Genomic DNA, 25,706 nt, shown 5'->3' with positions numbered 1-25,706 from the left:
CATGTTAATGCCAAAAAGAACAAAATATCGTAAAATGATGAAAGGGCGTAACAGAGGTTATGCCAACAGAGGGACTGAATTTACTTTTGGTGATTTTGCCCTAAAAGCAACTGAAGCTGGCCGTATCAATTCACGCCAAATCGAAGCAGCTCGTATTGCTTTAACTCGTTTTGTAAAAAGACAAGGTAAAACTTGGATTAGAGTTTTCCCAGATAAACCTCTAACTAAAAAACCTTTAGAAACTCGTATGGGTAAAGGTAAAGGTGCAGTTGAGGAATGGGTAATGAACATTAAACCAGGTCGTATTATTTATGAAATGGCAGGGGTTAATGAAGAAATGGCAAGACAAGCTTTAACTTTAGCGATGCATAAATTGCCATTTAAAACTAAGTTTGTTACAAGAGAGAGCCAAAATGAAATATACTGAGATTAAAGATAAAACAGCAGGTGAGCTTGCAACAATGCTAAAAGAAAAAAAGGTGCTTTTATTTACTTTAAGACAAAAGCTAAAAACAATGCAGCTAACTAATCCTAAAGAGATTAGCGAAGTTAAAAAAGACATCGCTAGAATCAATACTGCAATTAGCGCTTTAAAATAAGGATAGAAAATGGCATTTAAAAGAGAAATTCAAGGCGTTGTTGTTCAAATTGCTGGAGATAAAACAGCAACAATTTTGGTTGAAAGAAAAGTGGTTCACCCAAAATACAGAAAAATCGTAAAACGCTTTAAAAAATATTTAATTCATGATGAAAGAAATGAACTTAAAGTGGGAAATACTGTAGTTGCTATTGAATGTAGACCACTTTCTAAGAGAAAATCATTTCGCTTAAAAACTATAGTATCAGCAGGAGTTGAGTAATGATTCAAAGTTTTACTAGGCTTGCAGTTGCTGATAATAGCGGTGCAAAAGAATTAATGTGTATTAAGGTTTTAGGTGGTAGTAAAAGAAGATACGCTACTGTTGGTGATGTAATTGTTGCATCTGTAAAAAAAGCTCTACCAAATGGTAAAGTTAAAAAAGGTCAAGTGGTAAAAGCAGTTATCGTTAGAACTAAAAAAGAAATCCATAGAGACAATGGTTCTTTAATTCGTTTTGATGAAAATGCAGCAGTTATTCTTGATGCTAAAAGAGAGCCTATCGGAACACGTATTTTTGGACCAGTAGGTCGTGAAGTAAGATATGGTGGCTTTATGAAAATTGTTTCACTAGCACCGGAGGTGTTGTAATGAAATTAAAAATTAAAAAGAATGATATGGTAAAAGTTATCGCAGGCGATGACAAAGGCAAAACAGGTAAAGTTTTAGCAGTATTTCCTAAGACAAATAAAGTAATTGTTGAGGGTTGTAAAATCGCTAAAAAAGCTGTTAAGCCAAGTGATAAAAATCCAAATGGCGGTTTTATCAATAAAGAAATGCCAATGGATATTTCAAATGTAGCAAAGGCAGGAGAATAAGATGATGAGATTGAAAGAAAAATACACTCAAAATATCAAACCTGCTTTAGTTAAAGAATTTGATATTAAAAATCCTATGCTTGTTCCTTTTATTGAAAAAGTTGTAATCAGTGTAGGTGCTGGGGAATTAGCAAAAGATCAAAAAGTATTACAAAATGTTGCAGATACTATTTCATTGATCGCTGGGCAAAAAGCAGTTATCACAAAAGCTAAAAAATCAGTTGCTGGTTTTAAAGTAAGAGAAGGCTTCCCAGTAGGTGTAATGGTAACATTAAGAAAAGACAATATGTATGCTTTCTTAGATAAGCTTATTACTATAGCTCTTCCTCGTGTTAAAGACTTTAGAGGTCTTCCAAGAGATGGTTTTGATGGAAGAGGAAACTATAACTTTGGTTTAGATGAGCAGTTAATGTTCCCAGAAGTTGAATATGATAAAATCTTAAGAACTCATGGTATGAACATTTCTATCGTTACAACAGCAAAATCAGATAAAGAGGCACAAAAATTATTAGAATTATTTGGCGTGCCATTTGCAAAAGGAAAGTAATATGGCTAAAAAATCAATGATTGCAAAAGCTGCCCGCAAACCTAAATTTAGTGTTAGAGGGTATACTAGATGCCAAATTTGTGGAAGACCACATTCAGTTTATAGAGATTTTGGAATTTGTAGAGTTTGCTTAAGAAAAATGGCAAATGAAGGTTTAATTCCTGGTCTTAAAAAAGCAAGTTGGTAAGAGGAAAGAACCATGATAAATGATTTAATTTCAGATTCACTAACAAGAATTAGAAATGCAGGGATGAGAAGATTAGAGACTACTCAACTTTTGCATTCTAAAGTTATCGAAGCTTTACTTGGAATTTTCCAAGCTAAAGGCTATATTGAAAGCTTTAATGTTATTGAAGAGGATAAAAAGAAATTCATCAATGTAGTTTTAAAATATGATGAAAAAGGCAAAAGCGTAATTAATGAAGTTAAGCGTATTTCTAAACCTGGTCGTCGTGTTTATAAAGGCAAAGATGAGATCAAAAGATTTAAAAACGGTTATGGTACTATCGTAGTAAGCACTTCAAAAGGTGTTTTAGCTAACGACGAAGCTTATAAAGCAGGCGTTGGCGGCGAAGTTTTATGTACTATTTGGTAAGAGTTTCTACTTTTTATGGTATTCGGTATCCATTCTTATAAAGTAGTCATATCGTAGACAAGTAAAAAGGAAAAATGAATGTCTCGTATAGGTAAACAACCAGTTGCTATTCCAAGTGGAGTAGAAGTAAAATTAGAAGGTAACTTGCTAAAATTCAAAAAAGGAAATTTAGCAAAAGAGCTTGATACAAAAGCAAATGTTAATGTTGAGATTAAAGAAGCACAAATTCTTTTCTCTCCTAAAGGTGAAGATAGACAAAGTAGAGCTTATTGGGGAACTTATAGAGCTTTAGCTCAAAACATCATCATCGGTTTAACTGATGGTTTTAGCAAAACTTTAGAAATCAATGGTGTTGGTTATAAAGCTGCATTAAAAGGTAAAGTTCTTGAACTTGCTTTAGGTTTTTCTCATCCTATCAACTATGCTATTCCAGAAGGCATAGAAATTACCGTTGATAAAAATAATGTTATTATCAAAGGTAGTGATAAACAAGTGGTAGGTCAAGTTGCTGCTCAAATTCGTGAATTTAGACCACCTGAGCCTTACAAAGGAAAAGGTGTTAAATATTCAGATGAGCGTATTATCCGCAAAGCTGGTAAGACATCTAAGAAGTAAGGATAGAATATGAGAGCAAATGTATTAAAAAGAAAAATATCTTTAAGAATTAAAAGAAAAAAAAGAATTAGAGCAAAAATTTCAGGAACACAAGCTCTTCCAAGAGTTTCTGTTTTTAAATCAAACAGAACTTTATATATCCAAGCTATCGATGATGTTAAAGCAGTAACTTTAGCAGCAGTAGATGGAAGAAAAATTGGTGTTAAAGCAAATAAAGAAGGTGCTAAAAAAATAGCAGCTGAATTTGCAAAAGTTTTAAAAGCTAAAAACATAGAAGAAGCAGTGTTTGATAGAAATGGTTATTTATACCATGGTGTTATTGCAGCATTAGCTGAAGCACTAAGAGAAAACGGAATCAAACTATAACCCAAAAGGAAGATCGATGGAAAAATATAATAGAGAAGAATTTGAAGAAGTAATCGTCGATATCGGCAGGGTTACTAAGGTTGTTAAAGGTGGTAGAAGATTTAGATTTACTGCTTTAGTTATCGTTGGAAATAGAAAAGGTTTAGTTGGTGTGGGCTATGGAAAAGCTAAAGAAGTTCCAGATGCTATCAGAAAAGCAGTTGATGATGCTTTTAAAAACATTGTTGAAGTTAAAACAAAAGGTTCAACTATACCTCATGATGTAGAAGTAAAATACAACGCAAGTAGAATCTTACTTAAACCAGCAAGCGAAGGTACAGGGGTTATTGCAGGTGGTTCAACACGTCCTATCGTGGAACTTGCAGGTATTAAAGACATTTTAACTAAGTCTTTAGGTTCAAATAATTCAGCAAATGTTGTGCGTGCTACTATCAAAGCACTTACAATGCTTAAAGGATAATCAATGAATTTAACAAAAGCACCAGGTTCAACACATAAAACCAAAAGAATAGGCCGTGGTCAAGGTAGTGGTATGGGAAAAACTTCTACTAAAGGTGGAAAAGGCCAAACTGCTAGAAAAGGTTATAACGAAAAAAGAGGTTTTGAAGGGGGTCAACAACCACTTCAAAGACGCTTACCAAAAGTAGGCTTTACTTCTAAATTTGAAAAACCTTATGTGATTAATGTTGAAAAAATCACAGCAATCAAAGAGCTTAGCGAAATTACATTTGAAACAATCAATAGTATTCATAAGCTTTCAAAAAATGTAAATAAAATTAAGCTTATTGGAGCAAGTGCTAAAGATCTTGCTAGTAAAATTAAAGACGAGAAGATCACTTTTAGCGGACAAAAATAATGAATAAAGCATTGATAAATAAAATTCTCATAACATTAGCTTTTTTATTTGCTTATAGAATATTAGCTTATGTTCCAGTTCCGGGGGTTAATGTCAGTGTTATCAAGGAATTTTTTGATTCTAATGCATCTAATGCATTAGGCTTGTTTAATATGTTTAGTGGGGGTGCTGCTGAAAGACTTAGTATCATCTCTCTAGGCATTATGCCTTATATTACTGCTTCGATTATTATGGAGCTTTTAGCGGCAACTTTTCCTAACATAGGAAAGATGAAAAAAGAACGCGATGGTATGCAAAAATATATGCAAATTATCCGTTATGCTACTATAGCTATCACTTTGATACAAAGTATAGGCGTTTCTATAGGCTTGCAAAGTCTTCATGGGAAAGCAGGTCAGTCAGCTATTATGATTGATATGAATACTTTTATTGCACTTTCTGCTATTTCTATGCTTGCAGGTACCATGCTTTTAATGTGGATAGGTGAGCAAATCACTCAACGCGGTATAGGAAATGGTATTTCTTTGATCATCTTTGGCGGTATTGTTTCTACAATTCCAGGTGCAATTAGTGGAACAGTAAATTTGGTAAATACAGGTGAGATGAATTTCTTGACTATCATTGCTATTTTAGTTGTAATTTTACTTACTATTTGGGCTATTATAGTAGTAGAGCTTGGAGAAAGAAGAATTCCTATTTCTTACTCAAGAAAAGTAATCATGCAAAATCAAAACAAACGCATTATGAATTACATACCTATTAAAATAAATTTAAGTGGAGTAATTCCTCCTATTTTTGCAAGTGCGATTTTGATGTTTCCAAGCACTATTTTGCAAACAAGTACAAATGAGTATGTGTTAAAAATTTATGACTTTTTAAATCCAAATGGATTTTTCTTTCATTTTTTAACATTCTTACTTGTTATTTTCTTTGCGTATTTTTATGCATCAATTGTATTTAATGCAAAAGATATAGCTGAAAATCTTAAAAGACAAGGCGGTTTCATACCAGGTATTAGACCAGGTGAAGGAACTGCAAATTATCTTAATGAAGTAGCATCAAGACTTACCTTGTCAGGTTCTATTTATTTAGGGCTTGTAGCTACATTACCATGGCTTATTGTGAAGTTGTTTGGTGTGCCTTTTTATTTTGGTGGAACTTCTGTTTTGATCGTAGTTCAAGTAGCGCTTGATACAATGAGAAAAATCGAAGCTCAAATTTATATGAATAAATACCAAACCTTAAGTGCAGTAGGCTTATAAGAAAGTAGATTTTCTACTTTCTTCTCTTTTTAAGGATTTTGATGAGACTAGGCGTTTTTGATAGCGGTGTAGGTGGGCTTAGTGTTTTAAAATCTTTACTTCAAGCAAAACTTTTTAAAGAATATATTTACTATGGAGATACCGCAAGGGTACCTTATGGGGTTAAAGATAAAGAAACTATCATTAAATTTTCCCTAGAAGCTTTAGAGTTTTTCAAAGAAAAAAAAGTCGATATGCTTATTATTGCGTGTAATACAGTTAGCGCGCATGCTTTAGAAATTCTAAAAGCAAATGCACCATTTCCGGTTCTTGGAGTTATAGAAGCAGGGGTTTTAGCGGTTAAAAACTCTTTAGAAGATAAAAACTCTAATATATTAGTTATTGCAACACAAGCTACCGTGGATTCTCACGCTTATAAGCAAGCTTTAATCAAAGAAGGTTTTTTAAAAGTGGAAGAAAAAGCAACTGGGCTTTTTGTACCTATGGTTGAAGAAGGGATTTTTCAAGGAGATTTTTTAAAAGCTGCTTTTGAGTATTATTTTAATAAGCTTAAATTTTATCCTAATGCTCTAATCTTAGCATGCACGCATTTTCCTTTAATCGCCCATTCTTTGGAAGAGTATTTTGGCAAAAATACAAAACTTATTCATTCAGGCGAGGCTATAGCTTTGCAATTGCAACAAGAATTTAACTTAACATCAATCCAAGAAGAAGCTAACATTCAATTTTATGCTTCAAGCGATGTGGAAAAACTAAAAAAAATTGCAAATTTATGGCTTTAATTAATGAATATTTACTAAAGTATTTTTTATATTAATAATTTATTTTTATTTAAACATAGTTGCATTATAATTTTTATCATTTCTAATGAAAGGACTAACATGAAAAAAATGTTAATGTGCGCAGCTATGGCACTAAGTTTAGGAGCAGGAATTTTGGAAGCAAAACCAAAAGTTGCAATTTTAGCTACAGGTGGAACTATTGCAGGCTCGATTGATAGTTCGGTAGCTACAACAGGTTATACAGCTGGTGTTTTAGGGGTTGATGCTTTGATTAAAGCAGTGCCTCAAATTCAAGATTTAGCAGTAATTAGCGGGGATCAAATTGCAAATATTGATAGTAAAGATATGACAAATGAAATTTGGCTAAAACTTGCTAAAGAAGTCAATAGGCTTTTAAAATCTGATGTAGATGGAGTTGTGATTACTCATGGTACTGATACCATGGAAGAAACTGCATATTTCTTAAATTTAACCGTAAAAAGCGATAAACCTGTTGTTTTAGTTGGTGCAATGCGCCCATCAACTGCAATTAGTGCAGATGGTCCTAAAAATCTTTACAACGCTGTAGCGTTAGCAGCAGATCCACAAGCAAAAAATAAAGGCGTAATGGTGGCTATGAATGATAGAATTCAAAGCGCTAGAGGCGTTATGAAAACTCATAGTTTAAATGTAAATGCATTTAGTTCACCGGATATGGGTGATATGGGTTATATAGTAGATGGAAAAGCATTCTTCTACAATACTAATACAAAATTACACACTAAAAAATCTCCATTTGATGTTAGCAAGCTAAAAGAATTGCCAAAAGTAGATATTCTTTATAGTTATGCAAATGATGGTAGCGGTGTTGCAGCAAAAGCTTTGTTTGAAAATGGAACTAAAGGTATAGTTGTAGCTGGAACAGGTGCTGGCAGTATTCATGATTATCAAAAAGATGTATTAAAAGAATTGCTTAAAAAAGGTCTTAATGTAGCGGTAAGCTCACGCGTAGTAGCTGGTAGAGTTGCAGTAAGTGATACTGATGCAAAACTTGGTTTTATTGATACAGGTGATATGAGTCCTCAAAAAGCTAGAGTATTGTTAATGCTTGCTTTAACTAAAACAAGTGATCCTAAGAAAATTCAAGAATATTTCTTAAAATACTAAAATCTTTTAGCACCCAAATGCTACAATAACATTTGAGTGAGTTTTTCAATCAAAATCTTACTTAAATTAATCACAAGGATATTAAATGAGACAATATGAAAGCTATAAATGCCAAAAATGCGGCAATGAAGTAGAAGTGCAAAATGTAGGTGGTGGAAAGCTTAGTTGCTGTGGTCAAGAAATGGAGTGCATTACTAAAGATTTAACAGCCATAAATTTGATGAAAGCTTTCGCAGGTGAATCTATGGCAAGAAACAAATATGATTTATTTGCAGATATTGCTCAAGAAGAAGGTTGGCATGCTATTGCAAAGCATTTTAGAGAAGCTGCAGAAAATGAAAAATGGCATGCAAGAGCTGAGTTTAAAGCTTATCATGAATTAGTAGATGGTAAAGCTTTAGAAGAAACTGCTAAAAATTTAATCTGTGCAGCAGAGGGTGAAAATTACGAGCATACTACCATGTATCCAAATTTTGCACAAATTGCAGAAGATGAAGGCAAGAAAAACATAGCAAGATTATTTACTGCTATTGGTAAAGTAGAAATTGAGCATGAAAGAGAATATTTAGCACTTAAAAAAATGCTTGAAGAAGAAGATTTCTTTAATTCAGAGGTAGAAGAATTATGGGTTTGTGAAGTTTGTGGGCATATACACCGTGGTAAAAAAGCACCAAATGCCTGTCCTTTGTGTAAAGCTCCAAAAGAATACTTCAAACGAGAATTTTTAGGATAATTTTAAAAATCTTGATAAAAATGATAAAATATTTTATTTTTATCAAGGCCTAATATGCAAATTCTAACTCATCCTTTTGAACCTTTTTTTGATGAAAACTCAAAAGTTTTGATACTAGGTTCTTTTCCATCTATTAAATCAAGAGAAGAAAATTTTTATTATCAACATAGTAAAAATCGTTTTTGGCGTATTTTTGAAATATTATTTGAGTGTGAGTTAAAAACAGTGCAAGAGCAAAAGGCTTTTTTAAAAGCAAATCATATAGCACTTTGGGATGTTATAGCAAGTTGTAAGATAAAAAATTCAGATGATAAAACTATTTCTTATGCCAAAGCAAATGATATAAGTATTATTTTAGATAAGGCAAATATAGAAAAAATTTGTGTATTAGGTAAAGTTGCAAGTAAATATTTTGCTAAATTTTATCCTGAGCAAGAATTTTTTGAACTTCCTTCAAGCTCACCTGCCAATATAAATTATTCTTTAGAAAATTTAGTAGAAAAATATACTACTATAAAGGAAAAATAATGGCTTTAGTTGGAGTAGATGAGGCTGGGCGTGGAGCTTTAGCTGGAGATATGCACTTGGCAGCTTGCAAGCTTTTAAAAAATATTGATGGTTTAGCTGATTCTAAAAAATTAAGTGCAAAAAAAAGAGAAGAATTATATGAGCAAATTCTTTCTAATTCAAATTTTTTAATCCTTGCTTTTTCACCTTTGCAAATTGATATTTTAGGACTTAGTCAGTGTTTAAATTTGGGCTTAAAGATAATAAAAAAACATTTTAACCAAGATGAGATTTTATATGATGGAAATTTAAATTATGGTGTTTTGGGTATTAATACTATGATTAAAGCTGATATGAAAGTGCAAGAAGTTTCAGCCGCTAGTATATTAGCTAAGGTAAGTCGTGATCAAAAAATGTGTTATTTTTCTAAATTATATAATCATTATGATTTTGATAAACACAAAGGTTATGGTACAAAAGCTCATATAGAAAAGATTAAAGTATTTGGTTATTCACCTTTGCATCGCAAAAGCTTTATGTTAAAGTGTTTTGAGAAAAGCTTATTTGATTAGATTGTGTTTTGTAGTTTTAATAATGAAAAAATATAATTAAAAACTATTTTTTTAATAATAATCTATTAAAAATTATAATATTGGTCTAAAATACTCTATGTTTTAAGAAAAATTAATTTTTTTCTATTATAGTAATATAAAAAATATTTTAAGGGGTATTATGTCTTTACTTTTGAGTGAGCTAAAGATTGGAAATTTTTATGTAAAAAATCGCATCGTAATGCCTCCTATGGATATGTATGAAACACAAGTTTTAGATGGTAAGATTAATCAATTTCACTTGATACATTATGGAGCTAGAGCTTTGGGTGGTGTTGGGCTTATCATAGTTCAAGCTTGTGCGATTAATGAAAATGCAAAAATTGCTGATAATGATATAGGCCTTTGGGGAGATTTTCAAATTCGAGGACATAAGGAGCTTGTCGATCTTTGTCATCATTTTGGTGCTAAAGTTGCTATCCAACTAAATCATAGTGGTCGTAAAAATTCATGCAAACAAGCTATATCAAAAGCCCCAAGTAATATCGCTTTTAGTGAAAAATTTTCTAAACTTCATGTTTTAAGTAAAGATGAAATTTTACAAATAGAGCAAGAATTTATCCAAAGTGCTAAAAGAGCTAAAGAAGCAGGCTATGATGCGATAGAACTTCATAGTGCTCATGGGTATTTGCTTAGTTCATTTTTATCTCCTTTATCAAATCAAAGAGATGATGAATATGGTGGTAGTTTTGAAAATAGAGCGCGTCTTTTGTGTGATATCATTAAGCGTATAAAAAAAGAAGTTGATATTACTTTATTTGTAAGAATTTCAGCTACAGAGTGGCAAGAGGGTGGTTGGAATTTGGAAGATAGTAAAAAACTTGCCTTGATTTTAGAAAATTTAGGCGTTGATATGTTAGATATTTCAGCAGGTGGAAATATCAACAAACCTTCTTTAGTGCCAAATATAGCACCACTTTACCAAGCTCCTTATGCTAAGGCTTTAAAAGAAGTTGTTAAAATTCCTATATCTTGCGTGGGTCTTATAAATAGTGCTAGCGAAGGTGAGGCTTTGCTTTTGGGTGAGGTGTGTGATTTAGTTTGTTATGGTAGAAAATTATTAAGAAATCCAAATTTTGCAAATGAAGCCGCAGTTGCTTTAAATGAAAGGGAAAAAATCACGCCAAACTACTCAAGAGCATATTTGTAAAATAATACAAAAAGTTTTTAGGTAAAAGCTTTTTTTATTATTTTTTACAAGGAGAAAATGTGGATAATCTTAAGTGGAATTCTTTTGATACGCGTTGGATGCTTTCTCTTTTTGGGACTGCAGTTGGTGCGGGGATTTTATTTTTACCTATTAAAGCAGGTGTTGGTGGTTTTTGGCCAGTTGTTGTAATGGCTTTGATTATTTTTCCAATGGTGTATTTAAGCCATAGAGCCTTAAGTCGTTTTGTATGTCAAGCAAATGGTAATGATAAAGATATTACTCATGCGGCTGAAGAGTATTTTGGTAGAAAAGTAAGTATTTTTATTTCTGTGCTTTATTTCTTTGCAATTTTCCCAATTTGTTTAGCATATTGTGTAGGTATAACTAATACTTTTGAGAGTTTTATTTATAATCAATTCTTACCACTTTTAGATCCAAATGGTTCTTTCGCAAACGCAATTAGTGCTATGTATCAAACAAGTGTAAATGAGCAAGGAAAAACTATAGCTAATTTACTTCCTTTTTATAGGGCGCTTTTTGCTTTTGTTTTGGTAAGTATTTTTATGCTTATTATGCTTTTTAGTGAAGAATTAATTACCAAAGTATGTGAGTGGCTTGTATATCCTTTATGTGCTATTTTATTTTTATTTTCTTTATATCTTATCCCGCAATGGTCGTTTGAAAGTTTTAGTGCTATTCCTGGAACAAAAGAATTTATTACTATAGTATGGCTAACTTTACCGGTTTTAGTGTTTTCATTTAATCACTCACCAGCGATTTCTACTTTTTCTTTAAGTGTAAAAAGACAATATCCTGAAAATTCAGTACAAAAAGCAAATCAAGTGTTATTTAGAACTTCTGTAATGTTACTTGCTTTTGTAATGTTTTTTGTGGTATCTTGTGTGCTTTCTTTAACTCCTGCAGAACTTGCTGAAGCTAGAGCACAAAACATACCTGTACTTTCTTATTTTGCTAATAAACTTGATAATCCATTTATTTCTTATGGTGGTCCACTAATCGCATTTTTAGCAATTTCTAGTTCATTCTTTGGGCATTATTTTGGTGCTAGGGAAGGTGCTTATGGTATAGTTAGAAAATGTTGCAAATTAGCAGGTAATGATAATCCGGATTTGAAAAAAATCGCAGTTTATTCAACTTTGGTAATGTATATTGTTATGTTAATTACTGCTTATGTAAATCCAAGTATTTTAGGTTTTATTGAAAGCTTAGGTGGTCCAATCATTGCCGCAATCTTGTTTTTAATGCCTATGATTGCAATTTACACTGTATCTAAAATGAAAAAATTCCAAAACAAAGCTTTAGATGCATTTGTGTTTATCACAGGTATTTTGACAATCATCACTGTAATTTATACTTTTTAAGGTGCTGATGAATGAGTAGTAATTTAAGTATATTTAAAGTTGGTGTCGGTCCTTCATCTTCTCATACTTTAGGACCAATGCTAGCAGGGAATATGTTTTGTGAAAAAATCAAAGATAAAATCACACAAATTACAAAAATTCAAATCAAACTTTATGGCTCTTTATCGCTTACTGGTAAAGGCCATTTAAGTGATAAAGCTATTATATGGGGGTTGAGTGGCTTAAGAGCAAAAGAATTAAATGTTGCTTTGCAAGATCGTGTGTTTAATAAAATTTTGCAAGATAAAATTTTGGTTTTAGATGCTCAAAAAGAATTAAATTTTGATTATGATAAAGATTTGATTTTTGAAAAAGACTTTTTACCTTTGCATGAAAATGGATTGAAAATAAGTGCTTATAATGAAAATGGAGAAATCATTGCTGAAGAAATTTATTATTCAGTAGGTGGTGGTTTTGTTATGAGTGAAGCTGAACTTCAAAAACACAAAGACGGAGCTTGTGAGCAAAAACATACTAAATTAGAACTTGATATTAATAACGCAAGCGATGCTTTAAGAATTTGCGAAGAAAATTCATGGGATCTAGCAAAACTCTCTTATGAATATGAGCTTCAATTTCACACTAAAGAAGAAATTAGAGCTTATTGTTTAGAAATTTGGGAAGTAATGCAAGAAGTTTATTATAATGGTATTCATCCAAGCTCAGATTTTCTTCCAGGGAATTTACATTTAAAACGCCGCGCCAAAGGACTTAATGAGCGTTTGGCTATGACAAGTGATCCTTTAGGAATTATTGATTTTATTTCTTTATATGCTATTGCTATTGCAGAGGAAAATGCAAGTGGAGCTAGAGTGGTAACTGCACCAACTAATGGCGCATGTGCTGTTGTGCCTGCTGTAATGCTTTATCTTAAAAATCATACTATTGGTTTTAACGATGAAAAAGCCATTAATTTTTTACTTACTGCTATGTTAATAGGCTCTTTTTATAAGAAAAATGCAAGTATAAGTGGTGCTGAAGCTGGCTGTCAAGCTGAAATTGGTAGTGCAAGTTCTATGGCAGCAGGAGCTATGGCTACTGTAATGGGTTTTGATGCAAAGATAGCTTGTAATGCTGCTGAAATTGCAATGGAGCATCATTTAGGTTTAACTTGTGATCCAGTAAGTGGTTTAGTGCAAATTCCTTGTATAGAAAGAAATGCCTTTGGAGCGATTAAAGCAATTTCAGCTGCTAGAATGGCAATGAGTAGAAAATCAACTCCAAAAGTAAGTCTTGATGAGGTTATAAAAACTATGTATGAAACCGGCAAAGACATGAACTCAAAATACAAAGAAACTTCTTTAGGTGGTCTAGCTACTAATCTTACAAGTGTATGTTAAAACCTTAAGTTTTAAAACTTAAGGTTTTTCCTTAAAGCTTTTAAAAGCGCATAAATGCTAAATTTTTAAAAATTTTAAGGAAAATATAAATGATAGAAATCAAAAAACCAGCAGAAATAGAAAAACTACGCAAGGCAAATGAACTTGTAGCTAGAACGCTTGACTATCTAGAGGGCATTATAGTTCCGGGTATGAGCTTAAAAGAAATTGACATTAAAGCAGAAGAATTTATACTTGATCATGGTGCAAAACCATCTTTTAAAGGCTTATATGGTTTTCCAGGCAGTATTTGTATCTCGCTTAATCAAGCTTGCATTCATGGTGTAGGGGATGAGCGTATTTTAAAAGAAGGCGATATTTTAGGGCTTGATGTGGGTACTTGCATAGATGGATATTATGGAGATGCAGCAAGGACTATACCTATAGGTCAAATTTCAGCCACTGATGAGGCTTTGATTGCTTGTGCTAAAGATGCTTTGTATTATGCTATAGATATTATCAAAGAAGGTATGCGTTTTAAAGAGCTTTCATATGAGCTTGGCGAGTTTATCGCTAAAAGAGGATTTGTACCTTTGAAAGGTTATTGTGGTCATGGTATAGGTAAAAAGCCACACGGTGAGCCTGAAATTCCAAATTATTTAGAACCAGGTGCTAGTGCAAAAAGTGGACCTAAAATCAAAAATGGCATGGTATTTTGCATAGAGCCTATGGTATGTCAAAAAGATGGCACACCAATACATTTAAAAGGTAATTGGGAAGCAGGAAGCAAAGATGGATTAAATGCTGCTCATTATGAGCATTGTGTTGCAATTATAAATGGCAAAGCAGATATTTTATCTAAGTAAGAAAGTTTAAACTTTCTTACTCAAATGTTTTTAGTTTTTCTGAAAGTTTAGAGGCATTTTCTAAAACATCTTGTGAAATTTGTGTTAGCTCGAGTGAATAGTTTTTAACACAATTTGCAAGTTCAGTCACTTTTTCTACATTTTGTTCTAACTCATTCATTTTAGCTTTTGACTCATCACTTTTTTCTTCCATAATTTTAGTAGAATGGATACTTGTTTTTAATTTTTCTATAGAAGCACCGACTTCACCTTGTAAGATATTAGCTTTGTTGGAAGTATCACTCATGGATTGATGAATTCCATCCATCAAGCTTTTGTTGTCATTGATTTGTTGTACTATAGTTCTTACAGTAGTTTCTATAGCGACTAAAGATTTTGTAGTTTTATCAGCTAAGTTTCTAACTTCATCAGCAACAACAGCAAAGCCTCTACCATGTTCTCCTGCACGAGCTGCTTCAATAGCTGCATTTAAAGCTAGCAAGTTAGTTTGATCGGCTATATCTTTAATAGCTGCTGTAACTTCTACAATACTATCAGCACTTTGTACTAGTATATCCATAGCACTTAAAACACTTTGTTCTTTTTCTCCACTTAGTAATATAAGCTCTACTAACTCTTTAAGTGTTTTTTCAACTTCTCCCATAACTTCTTGCATATCATGCATATCTTTTATAGTATTTTTAGCTAGATTTTGAGTTAAGTCTATATGACTTTCTAAAACAGAACTTATTTCATGGACATTAGAAATTTGCTCATGCTGTAAAAGTGAACTTTGCTGTAAAATTTCAGCATTTTGGGAAAGTTTTTGTGAGCTTTTGTGGCTTGAATTTGCAGTTTGTATGGCTTCTAAAACTGAATTTTGCACTATCTGTATGAAAGAATTAATATAGCCAGCACTTGTAGCTAATTCACTTTTTTTATCAATGTCTAATCTTGCACTTAAATTCGCATGTTCTCCCGCTAGATTTGCACTTAGTTTTTCAAGTAAAGATATAGGTATGATTACTTTTTTTAATGTTAAAAGTATGAAAAAAATCAATACAACTAAGGTAAATAGGAAAATTCCTATAGCTGTATAAAGATTATATTTATTTTGTAGATTGATATTTTTAGCAATTAAATTTTGGTGTGCTAGAATTTGTTTTTGCAGTTCTTGATCAAGAAAACTTTGAGAATTATCTTTTAATATTTTAATTTGACTTAATATCATCTTACAATGTGTATTAAAAAGCTCAAATAACTCTTGTGGTAATTGAGAATCTTTTGCGTTTAAATTTGTGACAAGATTTTGTAATCTATTTTGCGCTAAAGGTTCTAATATATCCATAGTTCCTATAATGCTTAAAATATTTCCTATATATTCTATTTGTTTAGCCTCTTGAGTAGTGAGTGCTAATTGATTTGTTTGTTTGATGATTTCTTGTTGAATTTCGTAAAGATAAAGCTTTGAATTTATAGCAATAGAATTGGCTGATTTAAAATGTTGTAGTTGTGTATTTTTTTTCTGAAAAATTGCTTCTAGCTTTTTAGTATCTATTTCATTGGCTTTTAAAATAGCTAAAGTATTTTCAAAATCTCTTACTAGTTTGACGCTAATGTCATAGTTTTGTAGATTTAGTTTATTTTTAAAAATTTCATCTATTTTAGTATCTAGAATTTCTAATTTTTGAAAAGAATCCATAATAAGTGAATTTCTTTTGGTGGTATTGTAAGTATTAAAAATAAATAAAGTCAAAGTTAAAAGCAATACCAAAACCACTATGGATAAAGTGATGAATTGTTTTAAAAAAGAGAAAGTTTTTTTATTTGAGTGGATCATGGTATTCTCCTGTTAAAGAATTTAAAAATGCAACTATATCATCAACTACATCTTGCTCTAAAAATTTACCAAGCTGATAATACGCCATAAATTGTACGCAAGCATCAAGTGTTGGCATAGAACCATCATGAAAATAAGGAGCAGTTTTGGCTATGTTTCTAAGACTTGGCACTTTTACTACAAATTGATCGTGAGGATCTTGAGTGATCTCATAGCGTCCTTTCCAATTTGTTCCATTATCATAAGGAACAAATACCCCCATTTTTTGATACATATTTCCACCTATATTTTGTCCTTGATGGCACGCTATACAACCATTTGATAAAAAGGCATTATAGCCTCTTTTTGCTTGTTCGCTTATAGCATTTTTATCTCCCTTTAAGTAGCGGTCAAATGGGGAATTTGGCGTAAGTAAGGTTTTTTGAAATTCAGCTAAAGCATCTGCTATATTATCAAAGGTAACTTCTCCGTAAAGTCTTTTAAATTCTTTTTCATAAATTGCGTTAGTTTTTACTATTTGCACCACTTCATCTGCATCTTTTAACCCCATTTCTTTAGGGTTTAACAAAGGATGTTTGGCTTGTTCTTGTAAATCTTTTGCATTGCCTCTCCAAAATTGTGCTAGGCTAAAAACGGCATTAAAATTTGTAGGAGTATGGAATGGCTCATCTATTATGCCATTAATACCTGTTGAAAAAGTTTTATTATCTACTCCAAAATTTGCAATATCATGACAACTATTGCAAGATACTTTTTTATCTTTTGATAAACTTGTATCCATATAGAGTTTTTTTCCTAAAATAGCTTTTTCTTTATTATAAGGAATGCCTTCTGGTATAGGTGTAATCATTTCAAATGCTAAAAGTGGTAACAAAGAAAGTATTAAAACAATAAAAATTTTCATAATCATTTTCCTTTAATTTTATAAATTTTTAATTAATAATTTTTTTTTAATTATAACATTAAAATCTTAACCTCTTATAAGTAAATATGGTAGTTATCAGTGTTATCAGGGATAAGAACAAAATATAAATAAAAATTCCATACACGAAAGGATTTTCAGGTTTTATAGCCAAAGAATGTAATGCAAATACAAGTTGAGGAGTGAAGCCACCCGCTATTGCATAAGCTATATTATAAGAAAAAGAAATTCCACTAAAACGAATGCTTGGCTTAAAAATTTTACACATTAAAATAGGTGCTAAAGCATTAATACCACCAAAAAAACACGCTATAAAATAAAAATATATACTCAAATGCAAAATTTGAGCATAGAAAAAATAAAAATAAAAAAAGCACGATAAACTAAATCCTATGGTAAAAATTAAAGCGGTAGCTAAAAAACCAAATTTATCAACCCAAATTCCAGCAAGTAAAGTTCCACAAGATAAAATTACTATTGCAAACATTTGGATTAAAATCGCATCTGTTTTATCAAGAATCAAAACTTCTGATATAAAATTAGGCATAAGTAAAATAAGTATTATCACGCAGGCCGTGAGCATCCAAGTTAAAAGCATAGAAGCAATGATGTCTAAATAAATATTTTTTTCTTTAAAAAGTGTTTTTAAAGGAAATTTTTCTAAATCATTTTCTTGTCGCATTTTTTGAAAAACAGGTGTTTCTTCTAAAAATTTTCTAAGATATATAGAAATGATACCAAAAAATCCACCTATAGCAAATGGAATACGCCAAGCATATTCATAAATTGCTTCTTGATCAAAGTAATGATTAATCGCTAAGGCAACAATACAACCTAAAAGAATTCCAAAAGCCATAGAAGCATTAATAGCGCTAATATAAAAACTATCTCTTCCATCGGGTGCATGTTCTTTTACAAATACCCAAGCGCCAGGGAGTTCTCCGCCTATAGCTATACCTTGAGCTATTCTAACAAGTAGTAAAAAAATAGGAGCAAAATATCCTATAGTTTCAAAAGTAGGTATAAAAGCTAGAGAGAAAGTTGGAAGCACCATGAGTAATATACTAAGCATAAACATCTTTTTGCGACCCATTTTATCTCCAAAATGTGCCATAATTATACCACCGATTGGTCTAGCTAAATATCCTGCCGCGAAAGCTCCATAAGTGTTTAAAAGTTTCCAAAAATCACTTAAATCACTAGGAAAAAAATTTCTTGAAATATAATTAGCAAAAAATACAAAAATAACAAAATCATAAAATTCTAAAGCTCCACCCAAAGAAGATAAGGAAAGAGTTTTAAAATCACCTCTTTTTAAAGTTTTTGACATCTATAAATACTTTCTTTTTGTAGTAATTTTGTAATTATAGTAAAAATATTATAGTTTGTAAAAAAATATTAAAAATTTAAAAAGAAAAATTGTGATAAAATAATAGCTTTGTATTTTATAGAAAGGAGAGAAATATTGGCAAAAGATGATATTATCGAAATCGATGGTAATGTAATCGAAGCTTTACCTAATGCGACTTTTAAAGTCGAATTAGATAATAAACATGTGATACTTTGTCATATTGCAGGTAAAATGCGTATGCATTATATTAGAATTATGCCTGGCGATAGAGTTAAAGTAGAGCTAACGCCTTATAGTCTTGATAAGGGTCGTATTACATTTAGATACAAATAAGTCTAAGTTGTTTAAAAGCAAAAGTAAAGTATAATTAGCACTTTTGCAGAAATTGCAATAAAACTGTATGAAGAAGTATTTTCAAAATCACCACTTATTTTGAAAATAGTTGGTTGCTCTAAAAACCTGGTGCAGTTGTAAAAAAGTGGAATTTACAATAACAGGAGTAAAGCATGAAAGTTAGACCATCTGTTAAAAAGATGTGTGACAAATGCAAAGTAGTTCGTCGTAAAGGCGTAGTTCGCATTATTTGCGAAAATCCAAAACACAAACAAAGACAAGGATAATTTATGGCTCGTATTGCAGGTGTAGATTTACCAAAGAAAAAAAGAATTGAATATGGTTTGACTTATATTTATGGTATAGGTTTACATACTTCAAGAAAAATCTTAGATAAAACCGGAATTTCTTATGATAAAAGAGTTCATGAGTTAAGTGAGGACGAAGCAGCGGCTATCCGTAAAGAAATTCAAGAAAACTATATGGTTGAGGGTGATCTTAGAAAACAAGTTGCTATGGATATCAAAGCATTAATGGATCTAGGAAGCTTTAGAGGCTTAAGACATAGAAAAGGCTTACCGGTTCGTGGTCAAAAAACAAAAACAAATGCCAGAACTAGAAAAGGTAAGAGAAAAACCGTTGGTGCAAAATCATAAGGATAGAAAATGGCAAAAAGAAAAGTTGTTAAGAAAAAAATAGTTAAAAAAAATATAGCTAAAGGTATAGTTTATATCAGTGCAACATTTAATAATACTATGGTTACTGTAACTGATGAAATGGGAAATGCTATTGCATGGAGTAGTGCAGGTGGTTTAGGATTTAAAGGTTCTAAAAAATCAACTCCTTATGCGGCGCAACAAGCAGTAGAAGATGCTTTAAATAAAGCAAAAGAACATGGTATTAAAGAAGTAGGCATTAAAGTACAAGGGCCAGGAAGTGGTCGTGAAACAGCAGTTAAAAGTGTAGGTGCTATGGAAGGTATCAAAGTAACTTTCTTAAAAGATATTACCCCATTAGCTCATAATGGTTGTAGACCACCAAAACGTCGTCGTGTCTAAGAATAAGATATAAGATTTAGGAGAATTATAATGGCAAGATATAGAGGACCAGTAGAAAAATTAGAAAGACGACTTGGTGTAAGCTTGGCAATGAAAGGCGAAAGAAGATTAGCAGGTAAAAGTGCTTTAGATAAACGCCCTTACGCACCAGGTCAGCATGGACAAAGAAAAGCTAAAATTAGTGAATATGGACTTCAATTAAGAGAAAAACAAAAAGCTAAATTTATGTATGGTGTTAGTGAAAAACAATTTAGAAGATTATTTAGTGAAGCTGCTAGAAAAGATGGCAATACCGGTGCGCTTTTGATCCAGCTTTTAGAACAAAGACTTGATAATGTTGTTTATAGAATGGGTTTTGCTACAACACGCCGTTTTGCTAGACAACTTGTAACTCATGGACACATTTTAGTAAATGGTAAAAGAGTAGATATTCCTAGTTATAGAGTAGAAGCAGGCCAAAAAGTTGAAGTGATTGAAAAAAGCAAAAACAATCCTCAAATTTCAAGAGCGATCGAACTTACTGCTCAAACTGGTATAGTTGCTTGGGTTGATGTAGAAAAAGATAAAAGATTTGGAATTTTTACAAGAAAACCTGAAAGAGAAGAAGTTATCATTCCAGTTGAGGAAAGATATATCGTTGAGTTGTACTCTAAATAATAAAGGTTTTTGATATGAGACATATTACAACTTCTGCTTATACACCAACAGAGTTTAGTATTGAAAATATCAGTGATACAGTAGCAAAAGTAAGTGCATGGCCTTTTGAAATTGGTTATGCTATTACTTTGGCGCATCCTTTGCGTCGTTTGCTTTATTCAAGCACAGTAGGTTTTGCTCCAACAGGAGTTAAAATCAAAGGCGTAGCACATGAATTTGATAGTATGCGTGGTATGCTTGAAGATGTAGCATTGTTTATTATCAATCTAAAAAAATTAAGATTTAAACTAAAAACAGATTCTGAAAAAGAAATCGTAACTTTTAGTTTTAAAGGACCAAAAGAAATTTGCGGAAAAGACTTAGACAATGAAGTTGTTGAAGTTGTGAATGCAGATAGCTATCTTGCAACGATTAATGAAGATGCAGATTTAGAATTTACTTTAATCATTGAAAAAGGTATAGGTTATGTGCCTTCTGAAGAAATTCAAAATTTCTTAGATCCTGAATTTATAGCACTTGATGCGTTCTTTACTCCGGTAAAACATGCGGTTTATGATATAGAAAAAGTGCTTTTTGAAGATAATCCAGATTATGAAAAAGTTGTTTTTACAATCACAACTGATGGTCAAATTTCACCAAGTGACGCTTTTAAAAATGCTTTAGAAGCAATGTATAAACAATTATCAGTGTTTGATAAAATCACTAATGCACAAAGCGTTGTAAGAAGTCAAACACCAAATAATGAAGTAGAACATGTAAAATTACTTCAAAATATAACTGAGTTAAATTTAAGTGCAAGAAGTTTTAACTGCTTAGAAAAAGCAAATGTAGTTTATATTGGTGAACTTGCTTTAATGAGTGTTAGCGAACTTGCAGATTTAAAAAATCTTGGTAAAAAATCTTTAGATGAGATTAAAAGTGTAATGGAATCTATAGGTTTCCCTATAGGAAATTCAAAACTCAGTGATAGTGCAAAAGAAACGCTAAAGAAAAAAATTACAGAATTAAAAGCACAAAATGAAGGATAATCAATGAGACATAGACATGGATATAGAAAGTTAGGTCGCACTTCTACTCATCGTGCAGCCTTATTAAAAAACCTTACCATTGCTATTATTAAAGCAGGTAAAATAGAAACAACATTACCTAAAGCAAAAGAATTAAGAGGTTATGTTGAAAGATTGATCACTCGTGCAAGAAAAGGTGATTTCAATGCTCACAGAGCAGTTTTTGCTAGCTTGCAAGATAAAGAAGCTACAAATAAACTTGTAACAGAAATTGCACCTAAATTCGCAGATAGAAATGGTGGTTATACAAGAATTATCAAAACAAGAATCCGCCGTGGCGATGCTGCAGAAATGGCTTTCATCGAATTCGTAGCTTAATTTTTAGCCTTTTAAAGGCTAAAAACTTCTTATTTTTATTTATTTACTTACTATTTTTTGTATTTTTATCCATTTTTTGCTACTATTAATTTTTTTAACTACAAAAAAGGAAAAAAATGCAAGAAAATTCAAGATTACGCATAGCTATACAAAAATCAGGTCGTTTGAGTAAAGATTCTATTGCCTTGCTTGAGTCCATAGGCGTAAAACTTCGCATACATGATCAAAGTTTAATTGCTTTTTCTACAAATTTACCTATTGATTTACTTAGAGTAAGAGATGATGATATACCAGGATTAATTTTTGATGGAGTAGTAGATCTTGGCATAGTTGGAGAAAATGTTTTAGAAGAAAATGAGTTAGAAAGAAAATCAAAAAACGAAAATGCAGATTTTATAATGCTTAAAAAGCTTGATTTTGGTGGGTGCCGCTTGTCTTTAGCATTACCAGAAAATAGTGAGTATAAAGGTATAGAAAGTTTTAAAAATTTACGCATAGCAACTTCTTATCCACAGCTTTTAAAGCGTTTTATGGAAGAAAATAATATCCCCTATAAAACTTGTATGTTAACAGGCTCAGTTGAAGTAGCACCAAGTGCAAATTTAGCTGATGGAATTTGTGATTTAGTTTCAAGTGGAGCTACTTTAAAAGCAAACGGACTTAAAGAAGTTATGGTGATTTATAAGTCAAAAGCTTGCATTATCCAAAGAAAAGAAAGTTTAGCTTCACACAAACAAGAATTAATCGATAAATTACTCATTAGAATTCATGGAGTTATGCAAGCAAGAGAGTCAAAATACATCATGTTGCATGCTCCTATTGAAAAGTTAGAAAAAATCACAGCCTTGTTACCAGGTGTTGAAAAACCTACGATTTTACCTTTAGAAAATGATAAAGCTAGAGTGGCACTGCATATGGTAAGTCAAGAAAATTTATTTTGGGAAACTATGGAAGCTTTAAAAAAAGAAGGTGCAAGTGCGATTTTAGTTTTACCTATTGAAAAAATGCTCTCTTAAAGGATAAAAATGCAAATACTTGATTTTGAAAAATTAAACCAAAGCGAACAAGAATTAGCACTCAAGCGTCCTGCTATGAGTGCTAATGCGCAGGTTAAAACCATAGTAGAACAAATCATTGAAGATGTTAAAATAAATGGCGATGAAGCTTTAAAACAAATGGCTATAAAATTTGATAAAGTAGAGTTAAATTCCATCAAACTAAGTGATGAAGAGCTTAGTAATTTAGCAGAGCAAATTGATGATGAGTTAAAACAAGCTATCAAAATAGCTTATGAAAATATCTATAAATTCCACAAAGCTCAAGAAAGTCAAACCATAGAGGTTCAAACCTTTGAAGGGGTAACTTGCAAGGTGCTAACAAGAGCCATTGAAAAAGTAGGGCTTTATATACCAGGAGGCTTAGCACCACTTTTTTCAACCGCACTTATGCTAGCTATCCCTGCTAAAATTGCAAAATGTAAATTCATAGCCTTAGCTTCCCCAGCGCCATTACATCCTGCCATTGCTTTTGTGGCAAAACTTTGTGAAGTTGATGCAGTGTATCAAATAGGTGGAGCAGGAGCTATAGCAGCGCTTGCTTATGGAACGCAAAGTGTGCAAAAAGTAGATAAAATTTTTGGCCCAGGAAATGCTTTTGTAACTGAAGCCAAAAAGCAAGTTAATAATCATGGAGTAGCTATTGATATGCAAGCAGGGCCTTCTGAAGTGTTAGTTTTAGCAGATGAGTTTGCTAATGCTAAATTTATAGCTTCAGATTTACTCTCGCAAGCTGAACATGGAGCAGATTCTCAAGCGATTTTAGTTTGCACAAGTGAAAAATTAGCTAAAGAAGTAGATAATGAAGTTGCTTTGCAGCTTGAAAAACTCTCGCGTAAAGAGATTGCTTCAAAATCTTTAGCACACTCTAAAATCATTCTTGCAAAAGATATAAAACATGCCATAAGTATTTCAAATGACTATGCACCCGAGCATTTGATCATTCATACACAAAATCCATCTAGCTTGCTTGATGATATTATGCATGCAGGTTCGGTATTTTTAGGTGAGTATTCTCCAGAATCCATGGGAGATTATGCAAGTGGAACAAATCATGTATTGCCAACTTATGGTTTTACCAAGTCTTATTCTTCACTAGGGCTTGCTGATTTTATGAAAAGAATGACTGTACAAGAACTTAGCAAAGAAGGCTTTAAAAAGCTTGGTCCTGTGGTGGAAATTTTAGCAGCAGCTGAAGGGCTTGATGGGCATAAAAATGCCGTGAGTTTAAGATTAGAAAGTCTAAAATGAGTGCAAAAATTTTATTTATCGATAGAGATGGCACGCTCATTGATGAGCCAAAAGATGATTTTCAAATCGATTCTTTGGAAAAACTTGAGTTTGAAAAAGGTGCTATCAATGCGCTTTTAAAGTTAAAAAATTTTGGTTTTAAATTTGTTATGGTAAGTAATCAAGATGGTCTAGGCACAAATTCTTTTCCTAGGGAAAATTTTGACAAGGCTCATGAAAAAATGCTAAGTGTTTTTCAAAGTTGTGGCATAGAATTTGAAGATATTTTTATATGTCCGCATTTTGAGCATGAAAATTGCGCCTGCAGGAAGCCAAAAACTGCCATGCTTGAAAACTACATCAAAAATAAACTTTATGACAAAAATAAAAGTTTTGTTATCGGCGATAGAGACAGCGATATGCTTTTGGCACAAAATCTTGAAATTCAAGGTTTAAAATATGACAAAAATGACTTTAATTGGGAGCAAATCGCTGATTTTATTTTGCAAAATTACCGCAGCGCCTGTATAGAGCGTAATACCAAAGAAACTCAAATTCAAGTTAAAATAGCTTTTAATGAAAAAGCAAAAGCTAATATAAAAACAAATATCGCATTTTTTGATCATATGTTAGAGCAAATTGCTACGCATGCAAATATATCTTTAGAGATAAAATGCAAAGGGGATTTAGAAGTTGATGAACATCACAGCGTAGAAGATATCGCACTTGCTTTGGGCGAGGCTATTAAAAATGCACTTGATCAAAAAATAGGTATTGCAAGATATGGCTTTGTTTTACCTATGGATGAGTGCTTGGCAAGTTGCGCGATTGACTTTTGTAATAGACCGCATTTAGTTTATAAGGCTAAATTTAAAAAAGAAAAGCTTGGAGAATTAAGTACAGAAATGATAGAGCATTTTTTCTACTCACTAAGCTATGCTATGGGTGCGAGTTTGCATTTAAAAGTTAAAGGCAAAAACGATCATCATAAAGCCGAAGGGCTTTTTAAAGCCTTTGCAAGAGCTTTAAAAATGGCTATAAAAATAGAAAATGAAAATCTAGCAAGCTCAAAAGGAGTGATATGAAACTAGCTATTATAGATACAGGTTGTGCGAATTTAGCTTCACTTGCTTTTGCACTCGAGCGTTTAGGACAAAAAAGTATTATCACGCATGATTTAAAAGAACTCTCACAAGCAGATAAGCTTTTACTTCCTGGGGTTGGCACAGCAGCTAAAGCAATGGCTAATCTACAAGCACTTAATTTAGAAAATTTTATCCAAACTACCACAAAACCACTTTTAGGCATTTGTCTTGGTATGCAAATTTTGGGTAAATTTTCAGAAGAATTACACCAAAAAACACTTGGTATTATGCCTTTTGAAACACAAAAATTCCAAGAAAAAGCAAATTTTACTTTCCCACATATGGGGTGGAATCAAGTCTTTAGCCCTCATGAGCTTTTTAAAGGCTTAGATGGAGCTTATTTTTATTTTGTGCATAGTTATTGTGTGAGTTTAAATGAATACACCATCGCAGAGTGTGAGTATTCTACCAAATTTAGTGCAAGTTTAAACAAAGATAATTTTTATGGTGTGCAGTTTCACCCTGAAAGAAGCGGCGAAGCGGGCGAAGTATTATTAAAAAATTTCATAAATATGTAGGT

At 32.0% G+C, this 25,706-nt stretch carries 36 protein-coding genes and 1 pseudogene; 33 read left to right on the top strand and 4 right to left on the bottom strand.

Features of this window, described 5'->3' with window-relative positions:
• The first annotated feature begins 1 nt into the window (after position 1).
• The 22 genes from rplP to map all read left to right on the top strand — a co-directional run bounded on the left by rplP (position 2) and on the right by map (position 14,231).
• Positions 2-427, top strand: a complete 426-nt coding sequence (gene rplP, locus L8W40_RS01545; RefSeq protein WP_012660818.1) for a 50S ribosomal protein L16 — start codon at positions 2-4, stop codon at positions 425-427.
• On the top strand, positions 414-599 hold the full coding sequence (gene rpmC / locus L8W40_RS01540) for a 50S ribosomal protein L29 (RefSeq protein ID WP_012660819.1): 186 nt from the start codon (positions 414-416) through the stop codon (positions 597-599). Before rplP ends, rpmC begins: the two co-directional genes overlap by 14 nt.
• A 9-nt stretch (positions 600-608) precedes the next feature.
• Complete coding sequence (gene rpsQ / locus L8W40_RS01535; protein WP_039617148.1) at positions 609-860, top strand: 30S ribosomal protein S17; 252 nt, start codon at positions 609-611, stop codon at positions 858-860.
• Positions 860-1,228, top strand: a complete 369-nt coding sequence (rplN, locus tag L8W40_RS01530; protein ID WP_012660821.1) for a 50S ribosomal protein L14 — start codon at positions 860-862, stop codon at positions 1,226-1,228. Before rpsQ ends, rplN begins: the two co-directional genes overlap by 1 nt.
• Entirely contained in the window at positions 1,228-1,455 is a 228-nt protein-coding gene (rplX, locus tag L8W40_RS01525) for a 50S ribosomal protein L24 (protein WP_012660822.1), read from the top strand. The genes rplN and rplX overlap by 1 nt, the downstream gene beginning before the upstream one ends.
• Before the next feature lies 1 nt (position 1,456).
• Complete coding sequence (gene rplE, locus L8W40_RS01520; RefSeq protein ID WP_133319134.1) at positions 1,457-2,002, top strand: 50S ribosomal protein L5; 546 nt, start codon at positions 1,457-1,459, stop codon at positions 2,000-2,002.
• Between the two features lies 1 nt (position 2,003).
• The gene (locus tag L8W40_RS01515) at positions 2,004-2,189 is read left to right on the top strand and encodes a type Z 30S ribosomal protein S14 (protein WP_012660824.1); all 186 of its coding nucleotides are present in this window, start codon (positions 2,004-2,006) and stop codon (positions 2,187-2,189) included.
• Between the two features lie 12 nt (positions 2,190-2,201).
• Positions 2,202-2,597: a 30S ribosomal protein S8 gene (gene rpsH / locus L8W40_RS01510; protein WP_039617152.1), complete on the top strand. Its 396-nt coding sequence runs from the start codon at positions 2,202-2,204 to the stop codon at positions 2,595-2,597.
• Between the two features lie 78 nt (positions 2,598-2,675).
• Positions 2,676-3,212 (top strand): 50S ribosomal protein L6, encoded by a 537-nt coding sequence (gene rplF, locus L8W40_RS01505; protein WP_220567001.1) that lies wholly within the window; start codon positions 2,676-2,678, stop codon positions 3,210-3,212.
• A 9-nt stretch (positions 3,213-3,221) separates the two neighbouring features.
• On the top strand, positions 3,222-3,578 hold the full coding sequence (gene rplR / locus L8W40_RS01500; RefSeq protein WP_039617157.1) for a 50S ribosomal protein L18: 357 nt from the start codon (positions 3,222-3,224) through the stop codon (positions 3,576-3,578).
• A gap of 16 nt (positions 3,579-3,594) precedes the next feature.
• Positions 3,595-4,038: a 30S ribosomal protein S5 gene (rpsE, locus tag L8W40_RS01495; protein ID WP_039617161.1), complete on the top strand. Its 444-nt coding sequence runs from the start codon at positions 3,595-3,597 to the stop codon at positions 4,036-4,038.
• Positions 4,039-4,041: 3 nt separating this feature from the next.
• Positions 4,042-4,434 carry a 50S ribosomal protein L15 gene (rplO, locus tag L8W40_RS01490; protein WP_263664500.1) on the top strand — a complete coding sequence of 131 codons (393 nt, stop codon included), beginning with the start codon at positions 4,042-4,044 and terminating at the stop codon, positions 4,432-4,434.
• The gene (secY, locus tag L8W40_RS01485) at positions 4,434-5,696 is read left to right on the top strand and encodes a preprotein translocase subunit SecY (RefSeq protein WP_263664499.1); all 1,263 of its coding nucleotides are present in this window, start codon (positions 4,434-4,436) and stop codon (positions 5,694-5,696) included. The genes rplO and secY overlap by 1 nt, the downstream gene beginning before the upstream one ends.
• 41 nt (positions 5,697-5,737) lie before the next feature.
• A complete protein-coding gene (gene murI / locus L8W40_RS01480; protein WP_258107768.1) occupies positions 5,738-6,478 on the top strand; it encodes a glutamate racemase in 741 nt (246 codons plus the stop codon).
• A gap of 114 nt (positions 6,479-6,592) precedes the next feature.
• Entirely contained in the window at positions 6,593-7,624 is a 1,032-nt protein-coding gene (locus L8W40_RS01475) for a type II asparaginase (RefSeq protein WP_263664537.1), read from the top strand.
• Between the two features lie 85 nt (positions 7,625-7,709).
• The gene (locus tag L8W40_RS01470; protein ID WP_220567003.1) at positions 7,710-8,357 is read left to right on the top strand and encodes a ferritin family protein; all 648 of its coding nucleotides are present in this window, start codon (positions 7,710-7,712) and stop codon (positions 8,355-8,357) included.
• A gap of 54 nt (positions 8,358-8,411) precedes the next feature.
• A complete protein-coding gene (locus L8W40_RS01465; RefSeq protein WP_263664498.1) occupies positions 8,412-8,885 on the top strand; it encodes a DNA-deoxyinosine glycosylase in 474 nt (157 codons plus the stop codon).
• Positions 8,885-9,436, top strand: a complete 552-nt coding sequence (locus L8W40_RS01460) for a ribonuclease HII (RefSeq protein ID WP_263662692.1) — start codon at positions 8,885-8,887, stop codon at positions 9,434-9,436. Before L8W40_RS01465 ends, L8W40_RS01460 begins: the two co-directional genes overlap by 1 nt.
• 160 nt (positions 9,437-9,596) lie before the next feature.
• Positions 9,597-10,625: a tRNA-dihydrouridine synthase gene (locus L8W40_RS01455; RefSeq protein WP_220567006.1), complete on the top strand. Its 1,029-nt coding sequence runs from the start codon at positions 9,597-9,599 to the stop codon at positions 10,623-10,625.
• A 98-nt stretch (positions 10,626-10,723) separates the two neighbouring features.
• Entirely contained in the window at positions 10,724-12,007 is a 1,284-nt protein-coding gene (locus L8W40_RS01450) for an aromatic amino acid transport family protein (protein ID WP_133319191.1), read from the top strand.
• A gap of 11 nt (positions 12,008-12,018) precedes the next feature.
• Complete coding sequence (locus L8W40_RS01445; protein ID WP_263664497.1) at positions 12,019-13,386, top strand: L-serine ammonia-lyase; 1,368 nt, start codon at positions 12,019-12,021, stop codon at positions 13,384-13,386.
• Positions 13,387-13,475: 89 nt separating this feature from the next.
• Positions 13,476-14,231: a type I methionyl aminopeptidase gene (gene map, locus L8W40_RS01440; protein WP_263664496.1), complete on the top strand. Its 756-nt coding sequence runs from the start codon at positions 13,476-13,478 to the stop codon at positions 14,229-14,231.
• A gap of 16 nt (positions 14,232-14,247) precedes the next feature.
• Here the strand turns inward: map and L8W40_RS08100 are convergent, their stop codons facing one another.
• The 4 genes and pseudogenes from L8W40_RS08100 to L8W40_RS01425 all read right to left on the bottom strand — a co-directional run bounded on the left by L8W40_RS08100 (position 14,248) and on the right by L8W40_RS01425 (position 18,302).
• Positions 14,248-14,874, bottom strand: coding sequence for a methyl-accepting chemotaxis protein (locus L8W40_RS08100; RefSeq protein WP_263665375.1), 627 nt, complete (start codon positions 14,872-14,874; stop codon positions 14,248-14,250).
• A gap of 501 nt (positions 14,875-15,375) precedes the next feature.
• A pseudogene (locus L8W40_RS08095) lies at positions 15,376-16,050 on the bottom strand (DAHL domain-containing protein); the annotation flags it as partial.
• Positions 16,034-16,957: a cytochrome-c peroxidase gene (locus L8W40_RS01430; RefSeq protein ID WP_263659248.1), complete on the bottom strand. Its 924-nt coding sequence runs from the start codon at positions 16,955-16,957 to the stop codon at positions 16,034-16,036. The gene L8W40_RS01430 and the pseudogene L8W40_RS08095, both read right to left, overlap by 17 nt.
• 55 nt (positions 16,958-17,012) lie before the next feature.
• Positions 17,013-18,302, bottom strand: coding sequence for an MFS transporter (locus L8W40_RS01425; RefSeq protein WP_133319144.1), 1,290 nt, complete (start codon positions 18,300-18,302; stop codon positions 17,013-17,015).
• A gap of 135 nt (positions 18,303-18,437) precedes the next feature.
• Between L8W40_RS01425 and infA the strand changes: the two genes are divergently transcribed.
• From infA to hisH, 11 genes are all read left to right on the top strand, one after another.
• The gene (infA, locus tag L8W40_RS01420; protein ID WP_012660842.1) at positions 18,438-18,656 is read left to right on the top strand and encodes a translation initiation factor IF-1; all 219 of its coding nucleotides are present in this window, start codon (positions 18,438-18,440) and stop codon (positions 18,654-18,656) included.
• A gap of 173 nt (positions 18,657-18,829) precedes the next feature.
• Positions 18,830-18,943, top strand: a complete 114-nt coding sequence (gene rpmJ / locus L8W40_RS01415) for a 50S ribosomal protein L36 (RefSeq protein WP_002781429.1) — start codon at positions 18,830-18,832, stop codon at positions 18,941-18,943.
• A 3-nt stretch (positions 18,944-18,946) separates the two neighbouring features.
• Positions 18,947-19,312 carry a 30S ribosomal protein S13 gene (rpsM, locus tag L8W40_RS01410; protein ID WP_012660843.1) on the top strand — a complete coding sequence of 122 codons (366 nt, stop codon included), beginning with the start codon at positions 18,947-18,949 and terminating at the stop codon, positions 19,310-19,312.
• Between the two features lie 9 nt (positions 19,313-19,321).
• Positions 19,322-19,714, top strand: a complete 393-nt coding sequence (rpsK, locus tag L8W40_RS01405; RefSeq protein ID WP_133319145.1) for a 30S ribosomal protein S11 — start codon at positions 19,322-19,324, stop codon at positions 19,712-19,714.
• Between the two features lie 30 nt (positions 19,715-19,744).
• A complete protein-coding gene (rpsD, locus tag L8W40_RS01400; RefSeq protein ID WP_263659172.1) occupies positions 19,745-20,371 on the top strand; it encodes a 30S ribosomal protein S4 in 627 nt (208 codons plus the stop codon).
• Between the two features lie 14 nt (positions 20,372-20,385).
• A complete protein-coding gene (locus L8W40_RS01395; RefSeq protein WP_039627711.1) occupies positions 20,386-21,399 on the top strand; it encodes a DNA-directed RNA polymerase subunit alpha in 1,014 nt (337 codons plus the stop codon).
• 3 nt (positions 21,400-21,402) lie between these two features.
• Positions 21,403-21,756 carry a 50S ribosomal protein L17 gene (gene rplQ / locus L8W40_RS01390; RefSeq protein ID WP_012660847.1) on the top strand — a complete coding sequence of 118 codons (354 nt, stop codon included), beginning with the start codon at positions 21,403-21,405 and terminating at the stop codon, positions 21,754-21,756.
• Between the two features lie 116 nt (positions 21,757-21,872).
• Positions 21,873-22,772: an ATP phosphoribosyltransferase gene (hisG, locus tag L8W40_RS01385; protein WP_133319147.1), complete on the top strand. Its 900-nt coding sequence runs from the start codon at positions 21,873-21,875 to the stop codon at positions 22,770-22,772.
• Positions 22,773-22,781: 9 nt separating this feature from the next.
• Positions 22,782-24,062, top strand: coding sequence for a histidinol dehydrogenase (hisD, locus tag L8W40_RS01380; RefSeq protein WP_263664494.1), 1,281 nt, complete (start codon positions 22,782-22,784; stop codon positions 24,060-24,062).
• Positions 24,059-25,126 carry a bifunctional histidinol-phosphatase/imidazoleglycerol-phosphate dehydratase HisB gene (gene hisB, locus L8W40_RS01375; protein ID WP_263660371.1) on the top strand — a complete coding sequence of 356 codons (1,068 nt, stop codon included), beginning with the start codon at positions 24,059-24,061 and terminating at the stop codon, positions 25,124-25,126. The genes hisD and hisB overlap by 4 nt, the downstream gene beginning before the upstream one ends.
• Complete coding sequence (hisH, locus tag L8W40_RS01370; RefSeq protein ID WP_263659168.1) at positions 25,123-25,704, top strand: imidazole glycerol phosphate synthase subunit HisH; 582 nt, start codon at positions 25,123-25,125, stop codon at positions 25,702-25,704. The genes hisB and hisH overlap by 4 nt, the downstream gene beginning before the upstream one ends.
• Positions 25,705-25,706 lie beyond the last annotated feature (2 nt).

The sequence above is a fragment of the Campylobacter sp. IFREMER_LSEM_CL1846 genome (genome assembly GCF_025772105.1).
Classification (GTDB): Bacteria; Campylobacterota; Campylobacteria; order Campylobacterales; family Campylobacteraceae; genus Campylobacter_D; species Campylobacter_D lari_D.
Note: the sequence above shows the minus strand (reverse complement) of the source record. Positions and strands in the feature narration are given on the sequence as shown.